This window comes from Cytophagia bacterium CHB2, assembly GCA_030263535.1.
GTDB lineage: Bacteria > Zhuqueibacterota > Zhuqueibacteria > Zhuqueibacterales > Zhuqueibacteraceae > Coneutiohabitans.
This window is the reverse complement of the sequence record SZPB01000038.1, coordinates 1-26,063: the sequence shown is the minus strand read 5'-3', so window position 1 is coordinate 26,063 and position 26,063 is coordinate 1. Positions and strand designations below refer to the sequence as shown.

At 54.6% G+C, this 26,063-nt stretch carries 23 protein-coding genes, 6 tRNA genes, 1 other RNA gene and 2 pseudogenes; 30 read left to right on the top strand and 2 right to left on the bottom strand.

All coding sequences use genetic code 11. The annotated features are described in order from the left end of the window. Positions 1–79 precede the first annotated feature (79 nt). The 30 genes and pseudogenes from FBQ85_06185 to FBQ85_06040 all read left to right on the top strand — a co-directional run bounded on the left by FBQ85_06185 (position 80) and on the right by FBQ85_06040 (position 23,272). On the top strand, positions 80–1,510 hold the full coding sequence (locus FBQ85_06185) for a glutamate--tRNA ligase (protein MDL1874742.1): 1,431 nt from the start codon (positions 80–82) through the stop codon (positions 1,508–1,510). A 5-nt stretch (positions 1,511–1,515) separates the two neighbouring features. Further along, positions 1,516–1,586, top strand: a tRNA-Gln gene (locus tag FBQ85_06180). 92 nt (positions 1,587–1,678) lie between these two features. After that, a tRNA-Glu gene (locus tag FBQ85_06175) sits at positions 1,679–1,754 on the top strand. 55 nt (positions 1,755–1,809) lie between these two features. Beyond that, positions 1,810–1,886, top strand: a tRNA-Arg gene (locus FBQ85_06170). Between the two features lie 107 nt (positions 1,887–1,993). Beyond that, the gene (locus FBQ85_06165) at positions 1,994–2,452 is read left to right on the top strand and encodes a nucleoside deaminase (GenBank protein ID MDL1874741.1); all 459 of its coding nucleotides are present in this window, start codon (positions 1,994–1,996) and stop codon (positions 2,450–2,452) included. Between the two features lie 52 nt (positions 2,453–2,504). Then, positions 2,505–2,580 (top strand) — tRNA-Ala (locus FBQ85_06160). A 188-nt stretch (positions 2,581–2,768) separates the two neighbouring features. Beyond that, positions 2,769–2,858, top strand: a tRNA-Ser gene (locus FBQ85_06155). 93 nt (positions 2,859–2,951) lie between these two features. Next, positions 2,952–3,044 (top strand) — tRNA-Ser (locus FBQ85_06150). A gap of 153 nt (positions 3,045–3,197) precedes the next feature. Then, positions 3,198–3,297: signal recognition particle sRNA small type (gene ffs / locus FBQ85_06145), an RNA gene on the top strand. A gap of 64 nt (positions 3,298–3,361) precedes the next feature. After that, a complete protein-coding gene (dnaX, locus tag FBQ85_06140) occupies positions 3,362–5,263 on the top strand; it encodes a DNA polymerase III subunit gamma/tau (GenBank protein MDL1874740.1) in 1,902 nt (633 codons plus the stop codon). A gap of 86 nt (positions 5,264–5,349) precedes the next feature. Next, on the top strand, positions 5,350–5,688 hold the full coding sequence (locus FBQ85_06135; GenBank protein ID MDL1874739.1) for a YbaB/EbfC family nucleoid-associated protein: 339 nt from the start codon (positions 5,350–5,352) through the stop codon (positions 5,686–5,688). Between the two features lie 47 nt (positions 5,689–5,735). Then, positions 5,736–6,341 (top strand): recombination protein RecR, encoded by a 606-nt coding sequence (gene recR / locus FBQ85_06130; GenBank protein MDL1874738.1) that lies wholly within the window; start codon positions 5,736–5,738, stop codon positions 6,339–6,341. 65 nt (positions 6,342–6,406) lie between these two features. After that, a complete protein-coding gene (gene pgsA, locus FBQ85_06125; protein ID MDL1874737.1) occupies positions 6,407–7,030 on the top strand; it encodes a CDP-diacylglycerol--glycerol-3-phosphate 3-phosphatidyltransferase in 624 nt (207 codons plus the stop codon). Then, complete coding sequence (locus tag FBQ85_06120; GenBank protein ID MDL1874736.1) at positions 6,930–7,502, top strand: phosphatidylglycerophosphatase A; 573 nt, start codon at positions 6,930–6,932, stop codon at positions 7,500–7,502. The genes pgsA and FBQ85_06120 overlap by 101 nt, the downstream gene beginning before the upstream one ends. A gap of 155 nt (positions 7,503–7,657) precedes the next feature. Next, positions 7,658–8,905, top strand: coding sequence for a competence/damage-inducible protein A (locus FBQ85_06115; protein ID MDL1874735.1), 1,248 nt, complete (start codon positions 7,658–7,660; stop codon positions 8,903–8,905). Further along, positions 8,902–9,486 carry an RNA 2',3'-cyclic phosphodiesterase gene (gene thpR, locus FBQ85_06110; GenBank protein MDL1874734.1) on the top strand — a complete coding sequence of 195 codons (585 nt, stop codon included), beginning with the start codon at positions 8,902–8,904 and terminating at the stop codon, positions 9,484–9,486. Before FBQ85_06115 ends, thpR begins: the two co-directional genes overlap by 4 nt. A gap of 25 nt (positions 9,487–9,511) precedes the next feature. Beyond that, positions 9,512–9,699: pseudogene (locus tag FBQ85_06105) on the top strand (hypothetical protein). Beyond that, positions 9,684–9,973 (top strand): annotated as a pseudogene (locus tag FBQ85_06100) (type II toxin-antitoxin system RelE/ParE family toxin). Before FBQ85_06105 ends, FBQ85_06100 begins: the two co-directional pseudogenes overlap by 16 nt. Before the next feature lie 196 nt (positions 9,974–10,169). Beyond that, on the top strand, positions 10,170–11,249 hold the full coding sequence (gene recA / locus FBQ85_06095; GenBank protein MDL1874733.1) for a recombinase RecA: 1,080 nt from the start codon (positions 10,170–10,172) through the stop codon (positions 11,247–11,249). A gap of 105 nt (positions 11,250–11,354) precedes the next feature. Next, positions 11,355–11,891 (top strand): regulatory protein RecX, encoded by a 537-nt coding sequence (locus tag FBQ85_06090; GenBank protein MDL1874732.1) that lies wholly within the window; start codon positions 11,355–11,357, stop codon positions 11,889–11,891. A gap of 74 nt (positions 11,892–11,965) precedes the next feature. Then, complete coding sequence (locus tag FBQ85_06085) at positions 11,966–12,217, top strand: hypothetical protein (protein MDL1874731.1); 252 nt, start codon at positions 11,966–11,968, stop codon at positions 12,215–12,217. Positions 12,218–12,508: 291 nt separating this feature from the next. Next, a complete protein-coding gene (alaS, locus tag FBQ85_06080; GenBank protein MDL1874730.1) occupies positions 12,509–15,112 on the top strand; it encodes an alanine--tRNA ligase in 2,604 nt (867 codons plus the stop codon). 58 nt (positions 15,113–15,170) lie between these two features. After that, a complete protein-coding gene (locus FBQ85_06075) occupies positions 15,171–15,968 on the top strand; it encodes a geranylgeranylglyceryl/heptaprenylglyceryl phosphate synthase (protein ID MDL1874729.1) in 798 nt (265 codons plus the stop codon). 94 nt (positions 15,969–16,062) lie between these two features. After that, positions 16,063–16,866, top strand: coding sequence for a hypothetical protein (locus FBQ85_06070; protein MDL1874728.1), 804 nt, complete (start codon positions 16,063–16,065; stop codon positions 16,864–16,866). Between the two features lie 296 nt (positions 16,867–17,162). Further along, a complete protein-coding gene (locus FBQ85_06065) occupies positions 17,163–17,615 on the top strand; it encodes a DUF1801 domain-containing protein (GenBank protein MDL1874727.1) in 453 nt (150 codons plus the stop codon). Between the two features lie 167 nt (positions 17,616–17,782). Further along, positions 17,783–19,918: a VWA domain-containing protein gene (locus FBQ85_06060; GenBank protein MDL1874726.1), complete on the top strand. Its 2,136-nt coding sequence runs from the start codon at positions 17,783–17,785 to the stop codon at positions 19,916–19,918. Position 19,919: 1 nt separating this feature from the next. After that, a complete protein-coding gene (locus FBQ85_06055) occupies positions 19,920–20,162 on the top strand; it encodes a type II toxin-antitoxin system HicB family antitoxin (GenBank protein ID MDL1874725.1) in 243 nt (80 codons plus the stop codon). Further along, on the top strand, positions 20,162–20,380 hold the full coding sequence (locus FBQ85_06050; GenBank protein MDL1874724.1) for a type II toxin-antitoxin system HicA family toxin: 219 nt from the start codon (positions 20,162–20,164) through the stop codon (positions 20,378–20,380). Before FBQ85_06055 ends, FBQ85_06050 begins: the two co-directional genes overlap by 1 nt. 59 nt (positions 20,381–20,439) lie before the next feature. Then, positions 20,440–21,741, top strand: a complete 1,302-nt coding sequence (gene hflX / locus FBQ85_06045; protein MDL1874723.1) for a GTPase HflX — start codon at positions 20,440–20,442, stop codon at positions 21,739–21,741. 124 nt (positions 21,742–21,865) lie between these two features. Then, positions 21,866–23,272: a sigma-54-dependent Fis family transcriptional regulator gene (locus FBQ85_06040; GenBank protein ID MDL1874722.1), complete on the top strand. Its 1,407-nt coding sequence runs from the start codon at positions 21,866–21,868 to the stop codon at positions 23,270–23,272. A 501-nt stretch (positions 23,273–23,773) separates the two neighbouring features. Here FBQ85_06040 and FBQ85_06035 read toward each other — a convergent pair. Next, positions 23,774–24,589, bottom strand: coding sequence for a caspase family protein (locus FBQ85_06035; protein MDL1874721.1), 816 nt, complete (start codon positions 24,587–24,589; stop codon positions 23,774–23,776). Between the two features lie 113 nt (positions 24,590–24,702). Then, the gene (locus FBQ85_06030) at positions 24,703–25,548 is read right to left on the bottom strand and encodes a 3-hydroxyacyl-CoA dehydrogenase (GenBank protein MDL1874720.1); all 846 of its coding nucleotides are present in this window, start codon (positions 25,546–25,548) and stop codon (positions 24,703–24,705) included. Positions 25,549–26,063: the final 515 nt, after the last annotated feature.

Genomic DNA, 26,063 nt, shown 5'->3' with positions numbered 1-26,063 from the left:
GGTTGTAGTGCCAAAAGCGCTACCCAGGGTTCGAATCCCTGCCTCTCCGCTTGTGACGAAAACTGACCCAGGAACGAAAATGGTAGTTGTGCGCTTTGCCCCGAGTCCGACGGGTTTCTTGCACATTGGCGGCGCACGCACGGCGATTTTCAACTGGTTATTCGCCCGTAAACACGGCGGCAAGTTCTTTCTCAGAATCGAAGACACGGATCAGCAGCGCTCTGGCGAGGAAATGACGCGCGCGATTATCGACAGCTTGCAGTGGCTCGGGCTTGATTGGGATGAGGAGCCAATCAAACAATCCGACCGCCTCCCTGTCTATCGCGAGGTCGCGCATCGCCTGGTGGCGGAGGGCAAAGCCTACCGCAGTTTCGCTACCGCGGAGGAGCTCGACGCGGCGCGGCAACGCGCTGCCGCCGAGAAAAGGGAATTTCGCTATCGCAAGGAATTTCCGCGAGTCTCGGCAGGCGACGAAGAAAAGCTGCTCTCAGAGAACAAGCCCTTCACTGTTCGCATGCCGGTTCCGCCGGGCGTAACGGCTTTCGAGGATCAGGTTCACGGCCAGGTTAGCTTCGATAACGCGCTGATCGACGATTTCGTGATCTTGCGTTCCGACGGGCAACCGACCTATCATCTCGCCGTGGTGGTGGATGATCATGACATGGGCATCACCCACATTCTGCGCGGCGATGATCACATTTCCAACACGCCCAAGCAAATCTTGCTGTACAATGCTTTAGGCTGGAACATGCCGAGCTTTGCGCATGTGCCTTTGATTCTTGGGCCGGACAAAACCCGGTTGAGCAAACGCCACGGCGCAACTGCGGTCGGAGAGTACGAAAAGAAAGGTTATCTGCCTGAGGCGCTGTTTAATTTCCTAGCGTTGCTGGGCTGGTCGCCGGGCGATGATCGCGAAATTCTTTCGCGCGAGGAATTGATTCAGCTCTTTGACATTCGCGGCATTTCGAAAAGCAGCGCGGTTTTTGACGAGAAAAAATTCGAGTGGATGAACGGCGAGTACTTGAGCAAAGTCGAAGTCTCGCGGCTTGAGCAGCTCGTCATTGCAGCGTTTCGTAACACCGCGGGCGTTTTCGAACAGAATTTGCTCGATGATCACGCATATGTACATCAGGTCATCGCGCTGCTCAAACCGAAAGCCAAAACCATTCCAGACTTTGTCAAATTCGGCGCATATTTTTTTGCCGAGCCGGCAGAGTTTGAAGAAAGCGCAAGAGCCAAACATTGGCAAGACCCCGCGACTGCCGGGCGCTTACGCGAGCTGGCAAATGAACTCGAACAACTCCCGGAGTTCACCGCTGCGGCGACGGAAAACTGCCTGCGCGCGCTCGCCGAGAAAATCGGCATCAAAGCCGGCAACTTGATTCATCCCGCGCGGCTGGCCCTCACGGGATTTGGCGCAAGCCCCAGTTTCTTTGACGTCATTACCGTGTTGGGCAAACAGAAAGCCGTGCAGCGCCTGCGCAAAGCCGCGGAACAATTAGCCCAATAGTATTCTGGGGAGTCGTCCAACGGCAAGACATGTGGCTCTGGACCACAGAATCGGGGTTCGAATCCCTGCTCCCCAGCACAGTAAAGAAGTGAAGTCGGGCTTTCGCAAACATTTTTTTTACCGGAAACAAGTGAGTGAGCGAAAGCCCGACTTCGCTCAGCATTTAAAGGCGCATTCGTCTAGCGGCCTAGGACACCGGCCTCTCACGTCGGGAACACGGGTTCGATTCCCGTATGCGCCACAAAGAAGTAAAATTTAAAATTGACTTTTGCCGAAATTCTAGTATATTTCGGCTCCATGTGCCCGTAGCTCAACTGGATAGAGCGCTTGGCTACGGACCAAGAGGCTGAGGGTTCAAGTCCTTCCGGGCATACAAACTCAATTCAAAAAGAAGACAAGAGAGCCATCTTGTCTTCTTTTTTGATGTCACGTCGTCTCCGTTGATGCAAGCGAGGATATGCGGCCTTGACACATGACCATTGGATGCAGTTCGCGATCAAAGAGGCGGAGAAAGCCCTGGAGAAGGGTGAAGTGCCAATCGGCGCGGTTATTGTTTTTGAAGATAAGATCATTGGGCGCGGGCACAACCTAACGGAGACGCTGCAAGATGCCACGGCGCACGCAGAAATGATCGCGATTACAGCAGGCGCAGCCAGCCAGGCAAGCTGGCGGCTCGATGGCGCGACCGTGTACGCCACCGTCGAACCGTGTCCCATGTGTTGTGGCGCCATTCTGCTCTCGCGCATCGTGAAGGTCGTGTATGGCACGGAAGATCCGCGCTTCGGCGGCTGCGGCTCGGTGTCTAAAGTCAATGTGATGTCCACCAATCCGTTTGGTCCGCCGGTGCAAGTGATTTCAGGCATCAAACAAGCCGAGTGTCAGAGTTTGTTGAAAGCGTTTTTTCAGAAATTGCGTGAAAACGCCGCGCCGGAGGAGTTTTGAAAATTTTGTTCATTCAGTATTTGAAGCAGCGTTTTTAGCACGCTGAATCCCTGGGGCAGTAGCTCAACTGGGAGAGCGCCACGTTCGCAACGTGGAGGTCGGCGGTTCGATCCCGCTCTGCTCCACCATCAAGGGTGTTTGAGAAGTATTCTGTTTTCATCGTTGCGACCCAAAACGGGTTTAATATTGATGGATCATTTGATTTGAGCATTGCTTTTGCGTCTTGATGTGAACAGGATTTGCTCGGAATAAATCAGCGGGAAAGCAGTCGCGCGCACAACCCTAATTTACTTCTCGATAAACTCTCGTCAACCACGGAGAGGTGGCTGAGTGGTTGAAGGCGGCGGTCTCGAAAACCGTTATCGGCCCTAAAGGTCGATCGGGGGTTCGAATCCCCCCCTCTCCGCTTTTCAAATTGCAAGGGGCAAAATGCAAAGAGCATCCTAAAAAAGTAAGAGTTGTTGTTTTCTTTTTGCGTGTTGCCATTTGCTGTTTGCCTGGAGAGATGTCCGAGAGGCTGAAGGAACGCGACTGGAAATCGCGTGTAGTGCCAAAAGCGCTACCGTGGGTTCGAATCCCACTCTCTCCGCAAGGTTGTATTTCATCGCTTCCCAAAATTCCCTTGCCTTTCTAAGACTCAATGGTTATTTTGCGCCGTTCGTTAAAACGATTATTTTGCAAACATTGAGTCGGTTTGGTGAGGCTTCGACATCCTTCCAACGACAATTATCACCAAGCATAAAATGGCCAAGGCCCGCGCAATCGGCGCGTGCCGAACCCCGCCAGGGCCGGAAGGCAGCAACGGTAAGCAATGCAAAGATGTGCCGCGGGGCACCTTGGCCTTTTAATTCGCGACGCAACGTTCACCAACCCGTTTGCTCTTCGACAGCAGCGTGGCCCGGATCTCTCATGTCATACCTCGTGCTCGCGCGCAAATGGCGGCCCAAGCAGTTCACGAGTGTCGTCGCGCAGGAACATGTCACCCGCACTCTTGAAAATGCGATCACCCAGAATCGTGTTGCCTCCGCCTATTTATTCACCGGCCCGCGCGGCGTCGGCAAAACTACCATGGCGCGGCTGCTTGCCAAAGCGGTAAATTGCGAACAAGGTCCCACCATCACGCCCTGCGATCAGTGCTCGAATTGCCTGGAAATCACCGCGGGACGCAGCATCGACGTGATCGAAATCGACGGCGCCTCCAATCGCGGCATCGATGAAGTGCGTAACATTCGCGACAATGCCCGCTTCGCCCCGGCTGCCAGCCCCAAGAAAATTTATATCATCGATGAAGTGCACATGCTCACGGAGCCGGCGTTCAACGCGTTGCTCAAAATTCTCGAAGAGCCGCCGGCGCATGTGTTGTTCATCTTTGCCACCACCGAGATTCACAAGGTTCCGGCCACCATTCTGTCGCGCTGCCAGCGCTTCGATTTTCGCCGGGTGCCGATCGGCGAGATCGTCGGCCAGCTCAAAATGATCTGCCAAAACGAAGGCGTGCAGGCCGAAGAAGCCGCGCTTTATCTCATTGCCAAACGTGCCGAAGGTAGCATGCGCGACAGCCAAAGCTTGCTCGATCAAGTCATTTCCTACTGCGGCGAGCGCGTCACGAAAGAAGAGGTTTCCAAGCTGCTCGGCTTGATCGAGCAGGATTTGTTTTTCGAGTGCACCGATGCCGCAAGCGATCGCGATGCGGCAAAGGCGATTGCGCTCTGCGAAAAAATTCACAGCTCCGGCATTCATCTCGGCGAATTCTTTGAACGCCTGGCCGAACATCTCAGCTACATTTTGACAACGCGCGTAACCCAAAGTACCACACATTTGGTGGGATTGGAAAATTACGCCGAGCGCTTCAGCGCCGCTGCTCACGCTCTGCATGAACTCGAGTTGATGCGCTGCATTCAAATCGTTACCGAGGCGCAAGCGCGGCTGGCGCGCGCTTCGAATCCGCGCATCTTGCTCGAAATGGCCCTGTTGAAGATGGTGCACGCGGAAACGAACGAAAGCCCGCACAGCGGCTCCGGAATGAGAAGCGGCGGTGCGCCTGCGGCAAACCTCACCAAGCCGGCTTCTGCGGCCAGCAGCGTCAACCCCTCGATCAGCGCGGCTGAAGTGACGATTGTAGAGTCGGTTGCCGCGCCCCGGCACGAAGGCGTTTCCGTGATTCCGCAAGTCAATCCCAAGCTCGCGCCGGCAACGCAAAGCGCGCCAAGCGTGGCCGCGACCGGAGGCTTGTTCAATTCCAATTTGCTCACACGCGTGCAAGGCGTGCCGGTGGTGAAGGCCAGAGAAGCCGCCTTGCCGCTCGCCGGCCAAATTGCGGATGAAGAAGCCGCGTTCAAGACAATTCAACAAACCTGGTTGAAAATTGTCGACCACGTGAAGGCCGAAAAAATTTCCCTGGGCGCGTTTTTGGAGATGGGCGCGCCCACGGCCCTGAAAGAAGGCGTGTTGGAATTGAGCTTCGGCAGCAATTGCAGCGGCTTTCATCTGAATTCGGTGAACAATCAAAAAACGATCATTCAAAAAATTGTACAAACCGACACCGGCTATTCCGTGCGCATCATCTGCCGGAAAGATGAGAACGGGGTGGTGCATGCGCCGCCGGCGCCCATCTCCGAAGCCGTCGCACCTGCAGCGACAGCCGCCGTCGACCAGCCCGCCGCGCCGTTAAGCAACGGCATCGCCAAAGTTGCGATGAACGGCGATAACGCGCAGAATCTGCAAGCGCTGTTCGAGCATTATCCTGTGGCGAAAAAGCTGGTGGAGGCGTTGGACGGGGAGTTGATTCGGTGCCAGGCAAAACTGCCGTAGGCTTAACGGCGCAGACTGTAATGCTTATTTCCGGAAAGTTGTGTGGAAATAAGAACTGAAAAACATTAATTTCAGGAGATAAACGCATGAGCCGTCCCAGCATGGGCGATTTGCTGAAGCAAGCGCAAAAATTGCAGGAAAAACTCAGTGAAACGCAGGAAAGCCTTGCCAGCCTGCGTGTCGAAGGCACGGCCGGCGGCGGCATGGTCACGGTGGTGATGAACGGCCGCCAGGAAGTGCTGCACGTCAAACTGGAAAAGGAAGTCGTCAATCCCGACGATATCGAGTTGCTTGAGGATCTGATTGTGGCGGCCGTGAACCAAGCGCTCACCAACGCGCAGGAGCTTGCCAGCGCGGAGATGAACAAAGCAACCGGCGGCATGCTGGGCAATATTGCCGGCGGTATAAAACTGCCCGGCATGTGAGGTTTATGTGATCATCTCCCTGGCGGACGGCATCCGAGCAAAATTGCATGCAATATCTCTCTCGTAGCGTTGAAACCGCGGTGATCGAGTTGTCGAAGCTGCCCGGCATCGGCCGCAAAACCGCACAACGCTTGGTTTTCTATCTGCTCAAAACCCAGCGGCCGGAAGTCGAAATGCTGGCGCAAGCATTGCTTGCCTTGAAAGACAATGTGCGGCATTGTTCGCAATGTTTCAACCTGACGGAATCCGATCCCTGCGCGCTGTGCGCCAATCCCAAGCGTGAGCACGGGCTGATTTGCGTAGTCGAAGAAGCCAATGACGTGTTGGCGCTGGAAAACACCAGCGAATATCGCGGTTTGTATCACGTGCTGGGCGGCGCGCTCTCGCCGCTCGACGGCATCGGTCCGGACGATCTGCGCATTCGCGAGCTGTTGCAACGCCTTCAAAACAGCAGCGCCGGCATATCGGAAGTGATCCTCGCGACCAATCCCAATACCGAAGGCGAGGCCACGGCAATTTATCTCTTGAATTTGATCAAACCGCTTGGTATAAAGGTAAGCCGCCTGGCGCGCGGCCTGCCGGTGGGCGGCGATTTGGAATTCACCGACGAGGTTACACTCTCCCGCGCATTGACAGGCCGTGTGGCGTGGTAACCGCGCATTACTTCAGTGCGGGGTGAAACCGTGACTTGTCTTCGAATCAACTGTTGAGGCCAACCATGACCCTCTCCAACGTCCTCACAATCTCGCGCATGGTGCTCGCACCGGTAGTTGTTGCGCTGCTCTTCCCGGCGGGATTGGCGTATCGTTTTGCCTCGCTCGGCGTTTTTTTTATTGCCGTCATGACAGATTGGTACGACGGTTATCTCGCGCGCAAGTCCGGAAAAATCTCGGCGTGGGGCGCGTTTTGGGATCCGCTCGCGGACAAGATTCTCACGCTTTCGACGTTCTTTGCGTTCGCGCTGTACGAATACGTCGCGATGTGGATGGTGATCGCGATTGCGGCGCGTGATGTTTTGATCACGCTGCTGCGCACGTATGCGCAATATAAAAACAAGCCCGTCGTCACCAGCGTCTCGGCGAAATGGAAAACCGCCAGCCAGATGGCCGCGATTTATCTCATCATGCTCTATCTCATCGCGCAATCCTATTTCCTCGACGCCGCGATGCCGCAATGGCTGCACTGGATCGATGAATTTCGCCTCATCCCGGTCATGATGCATCTCGTGACGTTGATCACGATTGCCACCGGCGTGCAATACCTTTACGAAAACCGCGGCCATCTGCGCAACCTGGGCCAGTTTTTTTTTCGTATCTTCGCTGCCCGCAACCTGGCGAAGTGAGGTGCCCGCCTTCTCCCAAACCCTCGCGCGAGTGATCGCAACCGTGGGCGGGCTGGGTTATGCTCCGGTCGCGCCCGGCACGTTCGGCAGCCTTGCCGCCGTCCTTGCATTTCTCTGCTTTCCGCCTTATCTTCCCCCGTTTTGGTTCACCGCCGCCTTGCTCGCGCTGGCCCTCATCGCGGTGTGGGCCGCGCAACGCCTCGCAACCGCCGGCAACAATTCCGATCCCTCCGAAGTCATCATCGATGAAGTGATTGGAATGGCGGTCACGCTGGCCTTTCTGCCGCTGAACGCCGTCACCATTTGGGCAGGATTTGCGTTGTTTCGGCTGTTCGACATTGTCAAGCCGTTTCCGGTGCGGCAGGTCGAGAAACTTCATGGCGGCTGGGGCATCGTGTTGGACGATGCGCTGGCGGGAGTTTATGCGAATTTAGTTCTGCGTGTGGGAATTTATTTTTGGGCAGGCGCGTGATTCAGGAGCCTCCGATCACCGCTCAGATTCGCGCAGCGCTGCAGAAGGAACATCTGCACTGCTGCGGTTCTAGTCATAAGTACAAATTTTCCGCAAGACCATGCTGTACGCTGTAGATGATGCAACAGCGTTTTTCTTGCTCTTAAGGACCCCAAATGATCGCCGAAGTCATCGCGATCGGCGATGAATTACTCATCGGCCAGATTGTCAATACCAACGCCGCATGGCTGGGCGAGCAACTCAGCATGCTCGGCATTCCCATACGCTACGCGACAACCGTGGGTGATCGGCACGACGACATTACGCGCTGCTTGCAACTTGCCTGGTCGCGTGCGGATATCATCCTGCTCACCGGCGGGCTTGGCCCAACGCACGACGATATCACCAAAAAAGTGGTGGCGGATTTTTTTGGCGCCGCGAAGATGGCGACGGACGAAAAGGTTTTGCAACACGTCAAGGACTTGTTTGCGAAGCGCGGTATGGTGATGTCGCCGATCAATCTCGCGCAAGCACAAGTGCCGGCGGGCGCGAAGGTGTTGTGGAATGAATTCGGCACGGCGCCAGGATTGCTCTTTGAAAAGGATCATAAATTCTGCATCGTCCTGCCCGGCGTGCCGGCGGAGATGAAGGGCATTTTCACCGGCCCGTTGTTGCCGCTTTTGCGCGCATGCGCCGCCGGTGATATTATTCGTCATCGCACGATTCGAACTTTTGGCATTGCGGAATCCGCGCTTGCCGAAATTTTAACGCCAGTATCTGAATTGGAACGTTTCGGAAAAATCGCCTTTCTGCCCAGTTACACCGGCGTGAACGTGCGCATCTCGGTGACGAGCCGCGCAGACGTAGAAGCAGCAGACGCCATCCGGCAAGCCGAAACCCTCATCAAAGCAAAAGCCGGAAAATATATTTATGGCTACGACAACGAAACGCTGGAAGAAGTGATTGGCGCAAAACTGCGCGCGAAACAAGCGACTCTCGCGGTCGCGGAATCTTGCACCGGCGGCCTGATTGCCAATCGCCTCACCAATATCTCCGGCAGCTCGGAATATTTCGAGCGCGGATTCGTCACTTACAGCAACGCGGCGAAAATCGCGCTGTTGCGTGTGCCCGAACAAGTGATTGCCGAACACGGCGCCGTGAGTGAAGCGTGCGCACGCGCCATGGCCTCGGGTGTGCGAGAGGTCAGCGGGGCGACTTACGGGCTTGCCACCACCGGCATTGCCGGCCCCACCGGCGGAACGGCTGAAAAACCGGTCGGCCTGGTTTGGGCTGCGGTTGCCTCGCCGCAAAGAGTTGGCGCGAAGAGCATTGTTTTTTCAACCGATCGCCTGATCAACAAAGAACGCTTCAGCTCGTTTGCGCTAAGCTTGCTCTATCGCGCGTTGCAGCAGGAAAACACATGAGTCCATCGCTACGGCTCTTCGTTGCCCTGGAGTTGCCGCACACGATCAAAAACGCGCTGGCCGGCTATGTTGCGCCGCTGCAGCAGCTCAGTCGCGGTGTGCGCTGGGTGAAACCTGAAAACGTTCACCTCACGCTCAAATTCTTGGGTGATACGCCGAACACAAAGCTCACAGCGATGCAGGAATTGCTGGCAACCGTTTGCCGCGATTTTGCCCCGCTGATTATAGAAGTTGCCGGCGCCGGCGTGTTTCCGAATGCGCGCCGCCCGCAGGTTTTGTGGGTTGGATTAAATGAAGCCTCGGGCCAGCTCGGCAAACTTGCACAAGAAATCGATGCACGCCTGCATCTGCTTGGATTTCCGCGGGAGACGCGACCCTTTTCGCCGCATGTCACCATCGGCCGCGTGCGTGACGCGCGCATCGACCCTGTCGTGAAAGAAATGCTGGAACATCCCTTTCCGCCGCACGAGATGATTTGCTCGCAATGCACGTTGATGCAAAGTGAATTGCACCGCGCCGGATCGACTTATACTCCGGTGCAGAAATTTGGTTTTGGGAATGACAAGCTTAAAGACGGTTAATTTTAAGCAAAAGAGGAAGTCTACTATGAACACGGCCAAAATGGAAGTCGAACAATTGCTCAAGAAATTGCCAGATAATTGTTCCATCGAAGATATTCAATATCATCTTTATGTTTTGGAAAAGATCCGCAAAGGCCTGGCATCGGCCGACACGGAAAAAAATTTTCTCAAGAAGAAGCTGAGAAACAATTGGGCAAATGGTTTATCAAGTAAAATGGTCTCGCGAGGCGCTCTCTGACGTTGAAGAAATTGCTCAATTTATTGCTCGCGATTCTTCACGCTACGCGGGAATCGTCGTTGAACAAATTCTCGAGGCAACACGGCAACTGGAGCAGTTTCCACGCGCCGGACGCAAGGTGCCGGAATTAAACGAAGAAGCCATTCGTGAGCTTTTTGTTTATAATTATCGCATTATCTATGTAACCAGAATGAAATTGTGACAATTGTAGCAGTCATTCACGGTAAGCGCTTGCTCGAAGACTTATAGCGTTTTTCAAATGCGTGTGCAGGAGCCGTAGTCTTGCCCCCTCGGGGGGCACTGTTGAAACCGCGAATTTAGTGGCTTCGACAGCCGCCCACGAGGGGCGGGGGCTACAAACCTGTTCATTCAATTAAAAACCGCAATAATGACTGGCATAATCAACGAATAACTCAACACCTCAACTTCGCTGGAGGGAGGACTCGTGGACAAAAATGAAAAGTTAAAGGCGCTGGACAACGCCATTCAGCAGATCGACCGGCAATTTGGCAAAGGCTCGGTGATGAAGCTGGGTGACGAGCGCGCAAAAGTTCAGATAGATATCATTCCCACCGGCTCGATTTCGCTCGATGCCGCGCTGGGCATCGGCGGCGTGCCGCGCGGCCGCATCGTCGAAATTTTCGGGCCGGAATCAAGCGGCAAAACCACGCTGGCGTTGCATATTATCGCCGAAGCGCAAAAGCTCGGCGGCGTGGCCGCTTTCATCGACGCAGAACATGCGCTTGATGCTTCTTATGCGAAGAAACTCGGCGTTGATGTCGACAACTTAATCGTCTCACAGCCAGATACCGGTGAGCAGGCGCTCGAGATCACTGAGACTCTCGTGCGCAGCGGCGCGCTGGATGTCGTCGTGATCGACTCGGTTGCCGCCCTCGTTCCCAAAGCCGAAATCGAAGGCGAGATGGGCGACGCGCAAATGGGTTTGCAGGCGCGCCTCATGAGCCAGGCCATGCGCAAGCTCGCGGGCGCCATCAGCCGCACCAATGTTTGCGTCGTCTTCATCAATCAAATTCGCGAAAAAATCGGCGTACTCTTCGGCAGCCCGGAGACCACCACCGGCGGACGCGCGCTCAAATTCTATTCCTCCGTGAGATTGGATGTACGCCGTATCGCCTCGATTAAAGATGGCGACAGCGTCACCGGCAACCGCACCAAAGTCAAAGTCGTGAAGAACAAAGTCGCGCCGCCATTCAAAGAAGCAGAATTCGATTTGATGTACGGCACCGGCATTTCCTCCGAAGGCGATCTCGCAGATTTGGCGATCAACCTGAAATTGATTGAAAAAAGCGGCACCTGGTTTACCGTCGGTGAAGAACGCATGCAAGGCCGCGAAAATCTCAAGAAGTATTTGGTTGAAAATCCGGAGGTGATGAAGAATCTTGAGATAAAAGTGCGCAAGGCGGTGGGATTGGTGAAGGATGAGACGCCCGCTGCGGCAAACGATGCGGCTAAATCCTCAAAGCCAGCAGCGGCAACACCAGCGCCTGCAACGGCCAAGAAATAACTTTGTTCTGCGACGGCTTGGCCGTCGCTTAATTTTGGCTTTTGAAAGTGTGATAGCAGCGGCTTGGCCGCCGCCGAAGATGCCTTAAAAACTCAAGAATCAGCGATGGATTCTGCTGGAGCCGGTCAGGCCGAATTGTTTGAATCCGGTAATCAAACCGACCGGGATTACAAGTCGGCTTTGACCAAAGCCTATCGGTTGCTGTCTTATCGCAGCCGCAGCGAAAAAGAATTGCACGATGCGCTGCAAAAATCCGGCTTTGAAGAAGAAACCGTGGCCGCCGTGCTGGCGGAATGCAAACGGCAACGTTACCTCGATGACGCCAGCTTTGCACGGGCGTTTATTCAAAGTCGCATACGTAACCGCCCGATGGGACGCGAGCGCCTCGCGCTGGAATTGAAACAAAAGGGCATCGAGGCGGAAACCCTGCAAGGGGCGCTAGACGAAGTCTTCACCACAGACGCCGGTGTTGCCCTGGCTGATCAGCTTGCCGAGAAACAACGCAAAAAGCTTGCAACTCAACCGGCGCGCAAAGCGCAGCAAAAACTCGCCGATTTTCTGCGGCGCCGGGGATTCGATTGGGAGACGATCCAGGCAACGCAGTTGTGGAAAGAGTTGGGCAGAGGGAGCAGCGACGAATGAGGAGGCTTTTGTCATATTGAAGTAGAAACAAAAGTTCTGTCGTGCAGCAAATGATTTGTGCGGGAGGTGGGGCGATGAACAGAAGTCATCCGGAGAATCAGAAAGAGGTTTATAAGTTTTGGCTCGGTTTCTTTGAGAAGATCACCGTGCTCATTTTTGCGGCAGTGATCGTGCCCAGTGTTATAGGACAGTTCAATTATCCGTCAACTTTAATCATTGGCTGGAGCGGAGTGGTTCTCATTTTACTCGTTGCAATGCTATTGCTCAGCAATGAAATCTGGCATTTATCGAAAGCAGATGATGTCTTGAAGGGAGAAAAATCATGACCAACGAGATTGGGTTCACTATAATGATATCGATGGTAGCTCTTACTGCCATCTATATTGTCTGGTGGACACGCCGGGAAGCACGGAAGAATAGAAACAAATGAAATCTGCCCTTGGAGGTCAATACCTGTGCACGATAATCGCTTGCACGATCATTGTGCCATGGTTGGGCCCACCGCCACAAGCTCTTGGTGATTTGGTAAGTGTAACGCGGGCAGCCGGGCAAACAACATAAGTTTGACAAGGATGCATTTTTAGAACAAATTCGAAACAACCAAACCAGGAAGTTCTATGAAGTCTAAAGTCGTAAGACAATCTTTTCTCGATTTTTTCAAGCGTCAAGGGCATACGATCGTGCCCTCCTCGCCGGTGGTGCCGCTGGACGATCCGACGCTGCTGTTCACCAACGCCGGCATGAATCAATTCAAGAATATTTTTCTCGGCACCGAGCAGCGCGATTACAAGCGCGCCGCGGATACGCAAAAATGCATTCGCGTGAGCGGCAAGCACAACGATCTCGAAGACGTCGGCTTCGATACCTATCATCACACCTTTTTCGAGATGCTCGGCAACTGGTCGTTTGGCGATTATTACAAAGCCGAAGCCATTGAATGGGCCTGGGAATTGCTCACGAAAGAATGGGGCTTGCCGAAAGATCGTCTTTATGCGACGATCTACAAAACCGACGATGAAGCTGCGACTTGGTGGCGCAAAATCGCGGGATTGCCCGAGGAACGCATCCAACGCTTCGGCGAAAAAGATAATTTTTGGGAAATGGGCGATACCGGCCCGTGCGGGCCGTGTTCGGAAATCCATATTGATCTCACGCCCGATAAATCCGGCGGCCATTTGGTGAATGCCGGCGACCCGCGCGTGATGGAAATCTGGAATCTCGTTTTCATTCAATACAATCGCGAGCCGGATAAGTCGCTCAAAGAGCTGCCCGCGAAACACGTTGACACCGGCATGGGCTTCGAGCGCGCGCTCGCCGTGCTCAACAAAGTCAATTCGAATTACGATACCGATCTCTTCACGCCCATTATCGACACAATCGCCGAGCTTACCGGCAAAGGCTATGATTTTGAAAACGGCATGCCGCATCGCGTGCTCGCGGATCATATTCGCTGCCTGACGTTCGCCATTTGTGACGGCGCACTGCCTTCCAACGAGGGCCGCGGTTACGTGCTGCGCCGCATTCTCCGCCGCGCCGCGCGCTTTGGCAGAAAGCTCGGCATGCACGAGCCGTTTTTCTACAAACTCGTCACGCCGCTGGTGGATATTATGGGCGACATGTTTACGGAGTTGAAGGAAAAGCATGAATATGTCGCGCGCGTGATCAAGGCTGAAGAAGAAAGCTTCAATCATACGCTCGATCGCGGCCTTGAAATTTTCGGCGGTATTGTTAGCAAGATCGACAAAGAAAAAAAGAAACAAATTCCCGGCGAAGACGCCTTTCGTCTGTACGACACCTACGGTTTTCCTCTCGATCTCACGCAACTCATGGCGCGCGAGCGCGAGCTGACCGTTGATGAAGCCGGTTTCAACGCCGCGATGGAAGTGCAGAAAACCAAGTCGCGCGAGGCGGGCAAGTGGGATTACCATGTCAGCCTCAAACCCGATGATTGGCGCGAGCTGACGCGCGGCAATGCCTCGCGTTTCGTGGGCTATACCGACCTCGAAATTCAATCCGAGATTCGACGCTGCCAGCAGGAGGGCGATCAAGTCGTGCTGACGCTGTCCGACACGCCGTTTTATGCGGAATCCGGCGGGCAGGTTGGCGACAAGGGCCGGCTCGAGGGCGAAGGTTTTGCGATCGAGATTGTTGATGTGCAAAAAGTCGGATCGCATATCGCACACATTGGCCGGCTGCTGCACGGCAAGATTGAAAACCCGCGCGTGCTTGCGAAAGTCGATGCCCAATTGCGCCGCGATACCGCGCGCAATCACACCTCGACTCATTTGTTGCATCGCGCTCTGCGCGATACGGTGGGTAAGCATGTGACGCAAGCCGGCTCGCTCGTGGCGCCGGAACGTTTGCGTTTCGATGTGACGCATTTTGAGCGCATCACGCCCGCACAGCTCGCAGATATCGAAGGCATCGTGAACGAACACATTCGCGCAGATCTCGAAATTACCACCACGCAGATGCCCTACGACGAAGCGCGCAAGCTCGGCGCCATGGCGATTTTCGAAGAGAAATACGGTGACATCGTGCGCGTCGTGAAAATCGGCGATTTTTCACTGGAGCTTTGCGGCGGCACACATTTGCAGCACACCGGTGAAGCCGGGTTGTTTTCCTTGTTGAGTGAATCCTCCGCGGCCGCAGGCATTCGCCGGTTGGAAGCCGCCACCGGCCGCGGCGCGGAGCTGCTGATTCGTAAAGAGCGCCGCTTGACTGACGAATTGCGCGCGCTGTTGAACAGCACCGAAGATGATCTCACCGCGCGCGTGCAGCAATTGCTGGAGGAACGCAAGAACTTGGAACGCGAGTTGCGCCAGCTTCGCCTGAAGTTGACGCAACAGGAAATCGTGGCGCTGGCAAACCGCGCGACGCCGCTGAATGGATTTCGCTTCGTTTCGGCGCAGGTCGAGGCGAGCAACAGCGAGGATCTCAAGCAAATGGGCGACACGCTGCGCGAAAAACTTGGCAGCGGCGTGGGCGTGCTCGCGGCGGTGATGGACGGCAAACTTTCTTTTGCATGCGTCGTGACCGACGACCTTATTCAAACTAAAAAACTGAAAGCCGGCGATATTGTAAAACGGGTCGCGGCGATCGCCGGCGGTTCCGGCGGCGGCCGGCCGCATCTGGCGCTTGCCGGCGGCAAAGACGTGCAGCGCCTGCAAGAGGCCCTGGATCAAGTACCCCAAATCCTTCAGGAGATGACCAATCGCTAGGCCAGCCGCATCTCAAGCGACAAGTGGCAGCGCGACGATTATTGCTCACGGCAAAGCTTTGGCGCGTGACGGCGCGTGGCGCAAACGCGCAGGCAAACACAATGTATTCGAGCATCTCTTGTCTGTGTGCGAGAACAATGGCGCCGGTTACTTTGTCCTCCTCGATCCCGATAAATGGGAAGCCGATCAGCTCGCGCCTATGGCCTCTGCCGCGGCGGAGGCCGGCGCAGACGCAATTCTCATCGGCAGCAGCATGCTCTTGCATCCACGCTTTGATGACAGCGTGCTCGCCGTTCGGGAAGCGATCGATATTCCCTGCCTGCTTTTTCCCGGCAGCACAATCCAGCTTTCCCGCCATGCCGACGCGGTTCTGTTTTTATCGCTGGTGAGCGGTAGAAATGCGAATTATCTTATCGGCGAGCAAGTTAAAGCTGCGCCGCTCATTCGCGATCTCGGCCTGGAATCCATTGCCACCGGCTATATGTTGATCGAATCAGGCCGCATGACTTCGGCGGAATACATGAGCAACACGCGCCCAATTCCGCGCGACAAGCACGATATCGCAAAAGCCACCGCGCTGGCGGCGCAATATCTCGGCATGCAGTGGGTTTATTTGGAAGCGGGCAGCGGCGCGGAACGCGCGATTGCGCCGGAAATGATCGCTGCAGTTGCAAACTATGTCGATGTTCCTCTCATTGCGGGCGGCGGCATACGCACGCCGGAGCAGGCCGCGCAATGTGTTGCTGCCGGCGCCTCATTTGTTGTCACCGGCAATATTTTGGAAAACTCGGGCGCACCGGCGATGATGCGTGATTTTGCCGATGCCATTCATCAAGCCAACCGCCCGGGCGCATAAGGCTTTTTCACGGCGGCTTTATCCCGTTGAGCACAAGCACGTGCCGCGGATTTAGCCCAAAACTATTTCAGGAAGTTTCCATTCAGGACAAATAATGATTGACATACATTCGCACCTGTTGCCGGCAGTTGACGACGGCTCGGAGAGCTGGGAAGAATCGTTGCAGATGGCGCAGGAGGCAGTTGCCAGCGGCACCACCGAGCTGGCAGTCACCCACCACATTTTAGACAACACGCAGTATCGCCTCGAAGCGGAGATTCTAGCAAAATTCGAAGAAATGCAGCAGCGCTTGGCGCAGGCGAACATCGCGCTGAAGCTGCACCTCGCCGCGGAGCTTTTTTATCAACTCGACATGGATTTATCGCACCAGATTGCGACCTTCAATAACAATGGCCGTTATTTTTTGGTGGAATTTCCCATGCAAGGCATTCCGCGCGGCGCAGATGACACGTTTTTTCAATTCATTCTGGAAGGCAAAACGCCCATCCTCGCGCATCCCGAACGCAACGTGGGTTTTCTCAAAAATCCCCAGCGCGCATATGATTTTGTGCAACGCGGCGCGCTGCTGCAAATGAACGCTGCCAGCCTCGATGGCAAATACGGCGAGGGCGTGAAAGCGCTCGCGATGGCCCTGCTCGACAGCCGTTTGATTCATTTCATCGGGAGCGACGGCCACAACCTCAGGCGCCGGCCCATGCGCATCGGCCATCTGTTTGGCGTGGTACGCGATATGTGGGGCGAAGAAACCGCGCAGCGGATTTTTTACGACAACCCGCGCGCCGCGCTGGCAGGTGAAGACATCAAAGTTCCAGAGCCGTTGCCGATTGAGGCCGTGCGCAAGCGCACGGTGTTCAGTCCGCTGAATTTGTTGAAGAAGCTGGTGGCGCGGAGTGCGTAAAAACGCGCGGCTCTTTTCGTTGTTGTGAATATGCAAAGCCGCTGATTCGTCATTGTTATGTCACGACTTGGCCGTGGCCTCTGCTGTGAAGAGTTTGCGATTAAATGTTCGTAGACTTTGAAAATATAAAAACCTGCAATTGCGATTGCCGAAACCATTCTCCTGTTTGTAAAAGGCAGAACAATATGGGGCAAAACAATTAAAATTTTGGGGATCATTGTTCTCTCAGTAGCTTTGTTTTGATTTCCCCACGTTTGAGAATTCTGCCGCAATAGTTGCCGATTTTTCAAATCAACGTGTCAGTTATTTTGCAAATGGCCGTTCACCGGAATCAATTTAAAACTACCCAGCCTGCCGCCGGACGGATTACGCCGGAAAAATTTCTTTCCGGCTTTCCTCCCACAACGCAAGCCCTCGCGCAACGCCTGCGCGAGCTTATCAAACAAACGGTTCCCAACTGCATCGAAAAGGTATATCCCGGCTGGCGCTTGCTTGGCTATCGCGTTCTTATTAAAAACAAAAGTCATTACTTTTGCTTCATTGCACCATTGCCGGATGGCGTTGTACTCGGTTTTGAATACGGCATTTTTATTTCTGACCCCAAGGGTTTATTGCAAGGCGAGGGTAAACAAGTGCGGCAATTAACCGTCAAAAGTCAAAAAGGCATCCGCTCGAGAAAATTTGCGGCATTTATAAAAGAAGCGGCAGAACTGGCAGCTCTGCCAAAGCGGGAATTGGTGAGAAAGTAGTTGGAAAACGAGACCGCCGCAATCCCTCATAGCTCTTGCTAATTTCTTCGGGTTATCCTATGTTCGGGTGCAAATAATAAAAATATCTTCCATTCCCATTTGAAAAATTCCCGGAACATGCAGCCGTTTTAGGCGTTTTCAAAAGGCGGAAAACGCGCACTTAAACTATGTTTGGATTCCTCAACTCGGCTCTCTTGTGGGCAATGGCGGCGGTCGCATTGCCCCTGCTCATCCATCTTCTCACCAAACGCAAGCTCAAAGTCGTTGCGATCAGCACTATTGCTTTTCTCAAACGCCTGGAGCGCGAGAACATTCGGCAGCTCAAGCTGAAACAATTGCTGCTGCTCCTGCTGCGCATGCTGATCGTGGCGCTGCTGGTGCTGGCCTTTGCCCGGCCCACCCTGCGGCAAAACAGCGCCGCGTTGGCGCAGCGCGCGCGCGCAACCGCGGTGATCATTGTCGATAATTCACTGAGCATGGCAGCCGCGCCCGAGGGCATTTCATCTTTGGCTTTGGCGCGCCGTCAAGTGCAAGCGATTGCAGACATTTTTTCTCCGGGCGATGAAATCCACTTCATCACCGCAGCGAAGCCTGCAACGCTGCTGCCCGGCGGCCCATTTGTCGAGGCGGATAAGCTGCGCGACGCCGTGCAAACGCTGCCGCAGACCTGGGCGGAAACCGATCTCGCAGGCGCATTTGCGCTCGCGCGTGAGGTGTTGGAGAAGTCGCGCAACGTCAATCGCGAGCTTTATGTGCTCACCGACGGCCGCGCGGCAAATCTGCCGGCGCTGTCTGAAATAACCGGTGTGCGCGGTTATGTTGTGCGTTACACCAAACCGCTGCCCAATAATTTGACGCTCACCGGCGCGACGCTCGGCAATCAAATTTTCGAGCGCGGCAAGAGTTTCGAAGTCACGGCAATTGTGGCCAACAACGGCGCGAATGATGTGCAAAGCCAACTGCTGCACCTTTACCTTAACGACAAGCGCGTGGCGCAGCAAAGTGTGGCCGCGCCTGCCGGCACGCAGCGTTCCGTAACGTTTCGCGCGGTGCCCGACACGACAGGGTTCATCGCCGGCCGCATGACGCTGGAAGACGACGATTTGCCCGCCGATAATACGCAATACTTTACGTTTTACATCCCGCCGCATCGGCGTTTGCTGGCGGTGGGCGAGAGGCCGGCGGATCTCGTTTACGTGCGCGCCGCCCTGCAATTCAGCGCCGCAAACAATCATGCCGCCACGCAAAGCTGGAAAGAGATTACCACCAAAGAATTGGCCGCGGAACGCTTGCAGAGCTACGACGGCATCCTGCTCGCCAATGTCAGCCGCTTCCCGGAAGGCGCAGCAGAGCGCTTGATCAATTTTATGGATGGCGGCGGCGGCGTGATCGTCATGCCCGGCAGCGAAGTCGATTTACGCCATTACAACGAAGCACTGCTCTCGCGCATCAATCTCGGCGCCTTCGGCGAAACCATGGGAAGTCTCTCGCGCTCGGACAATTTTATGCAAATCGGGCGCATTGATTTTTCACATCCCCTCTTTGACGGCGTGTTTGAGAGCAGCGCGGACAAACCCCGCCTGGATTCGCCGCAGTTTCGCTTTGCCGTGCAATTGCGTTTGTCGAGCGGCGCAACTTCTATTATCGATTATTCGAACAATTACCCGTTTCTTGCCGAGCGCCGGGTGGGCAATGGCCGTGTGCTGCTGTTCACTTCATCCGTTGAAGAGGCGTGGTCGGATTTTTCCTTCAAGGGAATTTTTGCGCCGCTGCTGTACCGTAGCGTCGTGTATGTTGCGCAAAGCCGCGATAATTTACAGGAGACGGCAACCGTGGGTAGTGAATTGACCAATGTCTTGCGCATACCTGCGGAAGAGTTGTCCGTAGAATTACCCACCGGCGAGCAGCTCAAAACGCCGGTACAGGTGTTGGGACAAAATTATCAAGTGCGCGTGACGGAAACCGCGGAACCGGGCTTTTACCAGTTGCGCGATCGCGGGCAGGCGCTGCACACCTGGGCGGTGAATTTCAATGCGGCAGAATTGAGCACGGCGCCCGTTGCTGAAGAAGCTCTGGCCGCGGCTGCGGGCGTCACTTCTCTTGCAGCACTGTCCGCCGAGGGCGATTTGCGAGCGCAAATCGAGGCTGCGCGTTATGGCTCCGAACTGTGGCAGATTTTTCTCATCGCGGCGCTGATTGCAATGGCTATCGAAATGCTGCTTTATCGCAGCACTGCGACGGGTGTCGCTTCGGGGAAAGGAAAAACAGTGGAATTATCACAAGAAAACGCGGGAGTCGCCTGAGATGCTGATGAATTATATTGACACAACAATGCGAAAGGCAAGATATGAAATTTTGCCGGATGACGGCACTTTTTACGGAGAAATTCCGGGATTCGACGGCGTTTATGCAAATACTAATTCCCTCGAGACCTGCCGGGAAGAGTTACGCGAAGTGCTGGAAGAGTGGATTATGTTCCGAATTTCTAGAAACCTTTCTCTACCCGTTGTTGATGGAATCGAACTCGTTATTACGAAAGTCGCCTGATGCCTTCCTTTGGTCCAATTAAGCGTAAAGACCTGATCTATTATTTGAGGCAAATTGGATTTGACGGCCCTTATTCCGGAGGAAAACATCAGATCATGATCAAAGGCAACCTCACGTTGAGGGTGCCCAATCCTCATCAGAGCGATATCGGGAAGGAACTCCTGGCCAGAGTTCTGAAGCAAGCCGGAATTTCGAAGGAAAACGGGGAGAAGCTTTAGTATATGCCGGCGTTTCCGCGAATTTGAATGAAAATTTTCAGGAGGCAATCAAAAACATTATGCATGAAACCCAAACCCGTGAGCGCGAGCGTGCGCTGTTAGTGGGATTCACCACGGATAGTCATTCCCGTGTTGCCGTCGAGGATTCTTTGCAGGAATTGGCGCTGCTGGCCGACACCGCCGGCGCCGACGTTATCGAAACCATCATTCACTCCCGCCCTAAAATCGACCCGGCTTTTTTTATTGGCCGCGGCAAAGCTGAATTCATCGCGAGCCTGGTTGTTGAGCACGATATCGACGTCGTCATTTTCGATGATGATCTCTCGCCCGGCCAGGCTAAAAATCTTGAAGAACTGCTCGAGAGAAAAGTCATCGACCGCAGCGGTTTGATTTTGGATATTTTTGCGCGCCGCGCGCGCACGCGGGAGGCGCGCACGCAAGTCGAACTCGCGCAGTTGGAGTATCTACTACCGCGCTTGACGCGCATGTGGAGCCACTTTTCACGACAAGTTGGCGGCATTGGCGTGCGCGGGCCGGGTGAAACCCAGCTCGAAGTTGACCGCCGCATCGTGCGCCAGCGCATTGCCCATCTTGCAAAAGATTTGAAGAAGATCGATTTGCAGCGCGCGGTGCGCCGCCAGCATCGCGCCGGCGTGTTCAAGGTTGCGCTGGTGGGCTATACCAACGCCGGCAAATCGACGCTGCTGAATGCGCTGACGGAAGCCGACGTGTTCGTGGAAGATCGTTTGTTCGCCACCCTCGATCCGACGGTACGCGCGTTGCGCTGGCCGCAAAACGGGTATCAAAAAGAAGTCGGGCCAATCGTCTTGATCGACACCGTCGGATTCATTCGCAAGCTGCCGCATCATCTCGTGGCCTCCTTCAAAACCACGCTCGATGAAGTGCGCGACGCCTCGTTGCTGCTGCACGTGATCGACGTTACGCATCCGCAATTCGAGCAACAAATTGCAACCGTGCGCAGTGTGCTCAACGACATGCAGCTCAACGATTACCCGGTGCTGCATGTGTTTAACAAGGTCGATTTGTTGCCTGAAAGCGGGCTGCTGCAACGGTTGGAACAGGAGTTCGCGCCGGCGATTTTTGTCTCCGCGCAGCGCAAAATGTTCTTGGCGGATTTGCAGCGCTGGATCAACGATTTCGCGGCGGCCAGCGCGGAGGAATTCGAAGCGGAATTGCCGATCTCCGAGCCGGCCAAGCTCGCCCGCGTGCACGAGATGGCGCATGTGCTGGCCCGGCGCTTTGAAGAAGACAAAGTGATTTTGAAATTGCGTGCGCGCCAGGCCGCCGCGAAACAGATACGCCAGTTATTGGCAAATCACTCGCCCAATATTGTCGCGTGAGGGCTGGCAGTCTTCGCGTTGGTCATCTCGGCAAAACGTTTTTAAATGCCGGTGCTCACGCCGATTTCAAAAAGAGAACTCAACCTAAAACCGGGGATCGTTGTATTCAACCGCTTTAAACTACATGCCCCTGCACATCCTTATCGTCGATGACGAGCCACAAATTCGAAACACCTTGAGCGGACTGCTCTCCGATCTAGGCCATGCCACTCTCGCCTGTGCTTCCGGCGAGGAAGCGCTTGAAATAATTCAGCAACAATCCATTGATTTGATCTTTCTTGATTTGCGCTTGACGGGCATGAGTGGAATGGAGGTTTTGCAGCGCATGCGCGACCAAAACCTTGTGATTCCCACGTTCATGATTTCAGCGCATGCGGACATCAATCTCGCGGTGCAAGCCACGCGGCTGGGCGCTTATAACTTGCTCGAAAAACCGTTGCAGCCTGAGCGTGTCGTGCTCGAAGTCAAACATTTCGCCGAACGCATGGCGCTCGAGCGCGAGCGCGACACGCTGCGGCAGCGCGCAGGCGTAAGCGAGGAGATGATCGGCGAGTCGCCGGCGATGATTGAATTGCGCAAAGCCATCAGCAAAGCCGCGCCTTCGGAGGCGCGCGTACTGATCACCGGCGAAAATGGGACAGGCAAGGAATTGGTGGCCGAAGCGCTGCATCGGCAAAGCCTGCGCAAAGACAAGCCGTTCGTGCGCGTCAATTGCGCCGCGATTCCGCGCGAGCTGATTGAAAGTGAATTATTCGGCCATGAAAAGGGCGCATTTACCGGCGCCACGCGGCGCAAGATCGGTTTGATCGAGCAGGCCAACGGCGGCACGATTTTTCTTGATGAAATCGGCGACATGTCGCTTGACACGCAGGCCAAGCTTTTGCGCGTGTTGCAGCAGAATGAGTTGATGCGGGTGGGCGGCGCGCAAACCATTCGCTTCGATGTGCGGGTTATCTCCGCCACCAACAAGGAGCTCAATGCCGAGATCAGCGCCGGCCGCTTTCGCGAAGATTTGTATTTCCGCATCTCGGTGATTCCAATCGAAGTGCCGCCGTTGCGCAACCGGTTGGCGGATTTGCCGCTGCTTGCCGGACATTTTCTCGCGCAGCTTGCCGCGGCATACGGACGCCGGGCAAAGCTGCTCACGCCGGAAGCAGCGCAACTGCTCATGCAACATCACTGGCCGGGCAATGTGCGCGAGCTGCGCAATATCATCGAACGCTTGATGATCATGAATGATGAGCCGGCCATCACTGCCGAATATGTCCACCAAGCCCTTCCCAACCTTACCTCTTCCCCGGCGCTCTCTTCCGCGTCGCTTGCGCCAGCAGCCGTTTCCGGAGATCATGGCTATGCCTTGCTGGACACCAACTTCGATTTTCCGCTGCGCGACCGCCTGGAAAAATTCGAGTACGATCTTCTGCTGAAATTCTTTGAACTGACCAAGGGCAATGTCAGCGAGATGGCCCGCCGTCTGCGCACCGATCGCGCCAACCTGCATCGTAAGTTGCAGCGCTACAATATCAAATAATTTTTTGGAGGTGGGGGAATTTCTAGATGAAGTAGCACTCGCGTTATAAGAAGCATTGTACCGAGCCCCAGGAAGAACCCCGCCAATAGACATAGAAAGCTGATTGTGCACATACTAAAAAAACAAAGCCCCGCTGCGTAATGCCAACGGGGCTTTTTCATGCTTCCGGGAACCTCCGCCGCATGTTGCTAGCAGGCGTCACCGGAGGCTCCCATTTGTTTATTCAAAATAGGATCACCTCCTCTCTTCAGGGCAACCGACAACGCGCCGAAAACCTCCCTGATTGATTTTCCGCGCAGCGTGAATTGAGGGATCGCCAGCTTTGTTTGCACAAAGCCTTGCGCGACGCCCACAACCTAACAATTTCAAAACGAAAGTCAATCAAATAAATGCTTGTTGCAAATATGTTTTTTCGACGTTGTACAGAAATCATCCGCTTGTTTGAATAACAGGCAGACGTTGCTATTTTCTGCCAAGCGCCGGGCAGTCCTCAATCAAATATTAGCCCAACGCTCTCCACCTTTTCATGCTTGAGGAACCGTAAAGATTCGGAGTTTGAGGATATTGCTGCGAGGGCAACACGCGGCAAATGGCCTTGTACCAGCCTGTATATGTCGCTCTTTTGGAAAGCGCGGCAAGACTGTTCAGCGCAACAAAAGTGAAAGCGCCATTGGGCCGCCCCTGGAAATACGCATCATAGCTATACTCGGCATCCTGGCATCCCGCCATGAGCAGCGCGGCATAGCGTCCCGGCGCACTCGCGCGCCGCAGCGCGCGGTGCACGCCTAGCTTGGCAGCCTCGTTCTTCGCCAAAAACACGGAGGGCGGAAGGAAACGTACTTTGCACACCGGCGCATTCTTCGTGCTCATGGTGGGAGGCGTTGTAATCGGGGCGAACCTGGCAACCGTGCCGGAGTGGCAGGAATCTGAGATCACGAGCAATTTCACATTCGGCTGTTTGGCGCTATACAGCTCGAATAATTCGTCGTCGGTTATCGGGCCCTTGCTTAGAATGTCATATGGGCACAGACATTCGTCGGTGCCATCTGGTTCATCGCCATCCTCATCCGGCACAAATGATCCGTGGCCGGAGTATTGCATAACGACCAGGTCGCCGCTTTTTGCTTTGGCGATCGTCTCTTCGATCTTGTTGCGCATCGCCTTGCCAGTAGCCTTCCGGTCGAGCAGCTTCGTCACAGTAAAGCCGCGTTGCTGCAGCGCTGAAGCCCAGTCGTTCGCGTCATTTACGCATCCCGCCAGGTCGCTATCGGTGCCGGGATAATCATTGATCCCGATGCACAGAGCATACTTTGTCATGGCACTGCTCCTTACGTTTTTTGAGTCCTGTAAATTTACGTTCGAATCACAATGCTTGCCGGCAATCACATTCCTTTCAACCTGTGACTTCGGAAAAGCATCATGATGATTATCTACATATACTCATAGACACCCTTCCCCGCTTTTCTTCCCAATCTCCCCGCTTTTACATACTTCACCAGCAAGGGGCACGGCCGGAACTTCTCGCCCAGTGTTTGATGCAAAAAAGTTAGAATATGCAAGCGCACGTCGAGTCCCACAAGATCGACCAACTCGAACGGCCCCATGGGATGATTCAAGCCGAGCTTCAGCGCCTTGTCGATTTCCGCTGCGCTGGCCACGCCTTCTTGCAGCATGTAAAATGCTTCGTTGCCGATCATGGCATTGATGCGCGTGGTAATGAATCCCGGCGATTCGTTGATCACGACTGTTTCCTTGCCCATCAGCTTCGCAACTTCTTGCGCTGCGGCAATCGTCGCGTCTGACGTTTCCAGGCCGCGAATGATTTCGATGAGTTTCATCAACGGCACCGGATTGAAAAAGTGCATGCCGATCACCTGGCCGGGCCGTTGTGTCGCGCCGGCCATTTCCGTGATGGAGAGGGAAGAGGTGTTCGTTGCAAAAATCGCAAGCGCCGGCGCCATTTTGTCGAGTTGGCGAAACAACTCGATTTTCAAATCCATTCTTTCGGGAATCGCTTCGATGATGAAGTCTGCCTCCCTGGCTGCTGCCGACAAATCCTTGATGAGATGCAAACGTGTGAAGGCTTTGGCGGCCGTTTCTTCTGACAAGATTTTCTTTTCAACCGCTTTGCGAAAACTTGCCATGATGGCGGCGTTCGCGTCGTTTAGCAATTTTTCGGAGACATCATAGAGTTTTGTGGCAAAGCCGGCCAGGCAGGAGGCATAGGCAATGCCGCGGCCCATGGTACCTCCGCCGATGACTGAAACGTGATGGATGGTAGGTTGATTCAAGGGTATCCTCCTGAGATGGGTGCAGTGGTCGCCGGTGCATGATAATTTGAACTCCGAAAGCGCGAAATACACGAGCTGTTCCGCCGGATTTTATAAGATCACAAAGCCCCGGCGCGACAGAATTTTGGAGAAGTTCGTCTGAACAATAAAAACTCCTCGTTCTTCAAAACATGGTCGCCTAAAACTCGCTTTCTGTATGTTCTCGTGGCCCAAATCTTATCGCTGGCAGCAGAAATAAAACAAAAAAAGTAGAAATAAAAAAACCCTTTATGCCGGTGCATGCCGGCACAAAGGGCTGTTCAGCAATTGTCAAACCATTAACTGGAACGGCTGATCTTTTTAAAAAGTCACGCCCAGCGAAAAGCGCTGTACGGTTTCCAATAAACCGAAATCGGCGTAGGCGTAATCAATTTTCAAGAGTGTGCTGCTGCCCCACAGGCGATAGTGCAGGCCACCGCCCAGCGTGAGGCCTTCTTCGCTTTGCGAGCGGAACAGCGCGG

Coding starts and splice junctions, on each gene's coding strand:
- hflX (MDL1874723.1), top strand. CDS start 20,440: ATGCATGAAACCCAAACCCGTGAGCGCGAGCGTGCGCTGTTAGTGGGA.
- FBQ85_06050 (MDL1874724.1), top strand. CDS start 20,162: ATGCCTTCCTTTGGTCCAATTAAGCGTAAAGACCTGATCTATTATTTG.
- FBQ85_06060 (MDL1874726.1), top strand. CDS start 17,783: ATGTTTGGATTCCTCAACTCGGCTCTCTTGTGGGCAATGGCGGCGGTC.
- dnaX (MDL1874740.1), top strand. CDS start 3,362: ATGTCATACCTCGTGCTCGCGCGCAAATGGCGGCCCAAGCAGTTCACG.
- FBQ85_06090 (MDL1874732.1), top strand. CDS start 11,355: ATGGATTCTGCTGGAGCCGGTCAGGCCGAATTGTTTGAATCCGGTAAT.
- FBQ85_06085 (MDL1874731.1), top strand. CDS start 11,966: ATGAACAGAAGTCATCCGGAGAATCAGAAAGAGGTTTATAAGTTTTGG.
- FBQ85_06055 (MDL1874725.1), top strand. CDS start 19,920: ATGCTGATGAATTATATTGACACAACAATGCGAAAGGCAAGATATGAA.
- recR (MDL1874738.1), top strand. CDS start 5,736: ATGCAATATCTCTCTCGTAGCGTTGAAACCGCGGTGATCGAGTTGTCG.
- pgsA (MDL1874737.1), top strand. CDS start 6,407: ATGACCCTCTCCAACGTCCTCACAATCTCGCGCATGGTGCTCGCACCG.
- FBQ85_06115 (MDL1874735.1), top strand. CDS start 7,658: ATGATCGCCGAAGTCATCGCGATCGGCGATGAATTACTCATCGGCCAG.
- thpR (MDL1874734.1), top strand. CDS start 8,902: ATGAGTCCATCGCTACGGCTCTTCGTTGCCCTGGAGTTGCCGCACACG.
- FBQ85_06135 (MDL1874739.1), top strand. CDS start 5,350: ATGAGCCGTCCCAGCATGGGCGATTTGCTGAAGCAAGCGCAAAAATTG.
- FBQ85_06070 (MDL1874728.1), top strand. CDS start 16,063: ATGATTGACATACATTCGCACCTGTTGCCGGCAGTTGACGACGGCTCG.
- FBQ85_06185 (MDL1874742.1), top strand. CDS start 80: ATGGTAGTTGTGCGCTTTGCCCCGAGTCCGACGGGTTTCTTGCACATT.
- alaS (MDL1874730.1), top strand. CDS start 12,509: ATGAAGTCTAAAGTCGTAAGACAATCTTTTCTCGATTTTTTCAAGCGT.
- FBQ85_06165 (MDL1874741.1), top strand. CDS start 1,994: ATGCAGTTCGCGATCAAAGAGGCGGAGAAAGCCCTGGAGAAGGGTGAA.
- FBQ85_06035 (MDL1874721.1), bottom strand. CDS start 24,589: ATGACAAAGTATGCTCTGTGCATCGGGATCAATGATTATCCCGGCACC.
- FBQ85_06040 (MDL1874722.1), top strand. CDS start 21,866: ATGCCCCTGCACATCCTTATCGTCGATGACGAGCCACAAATTCGAAAC.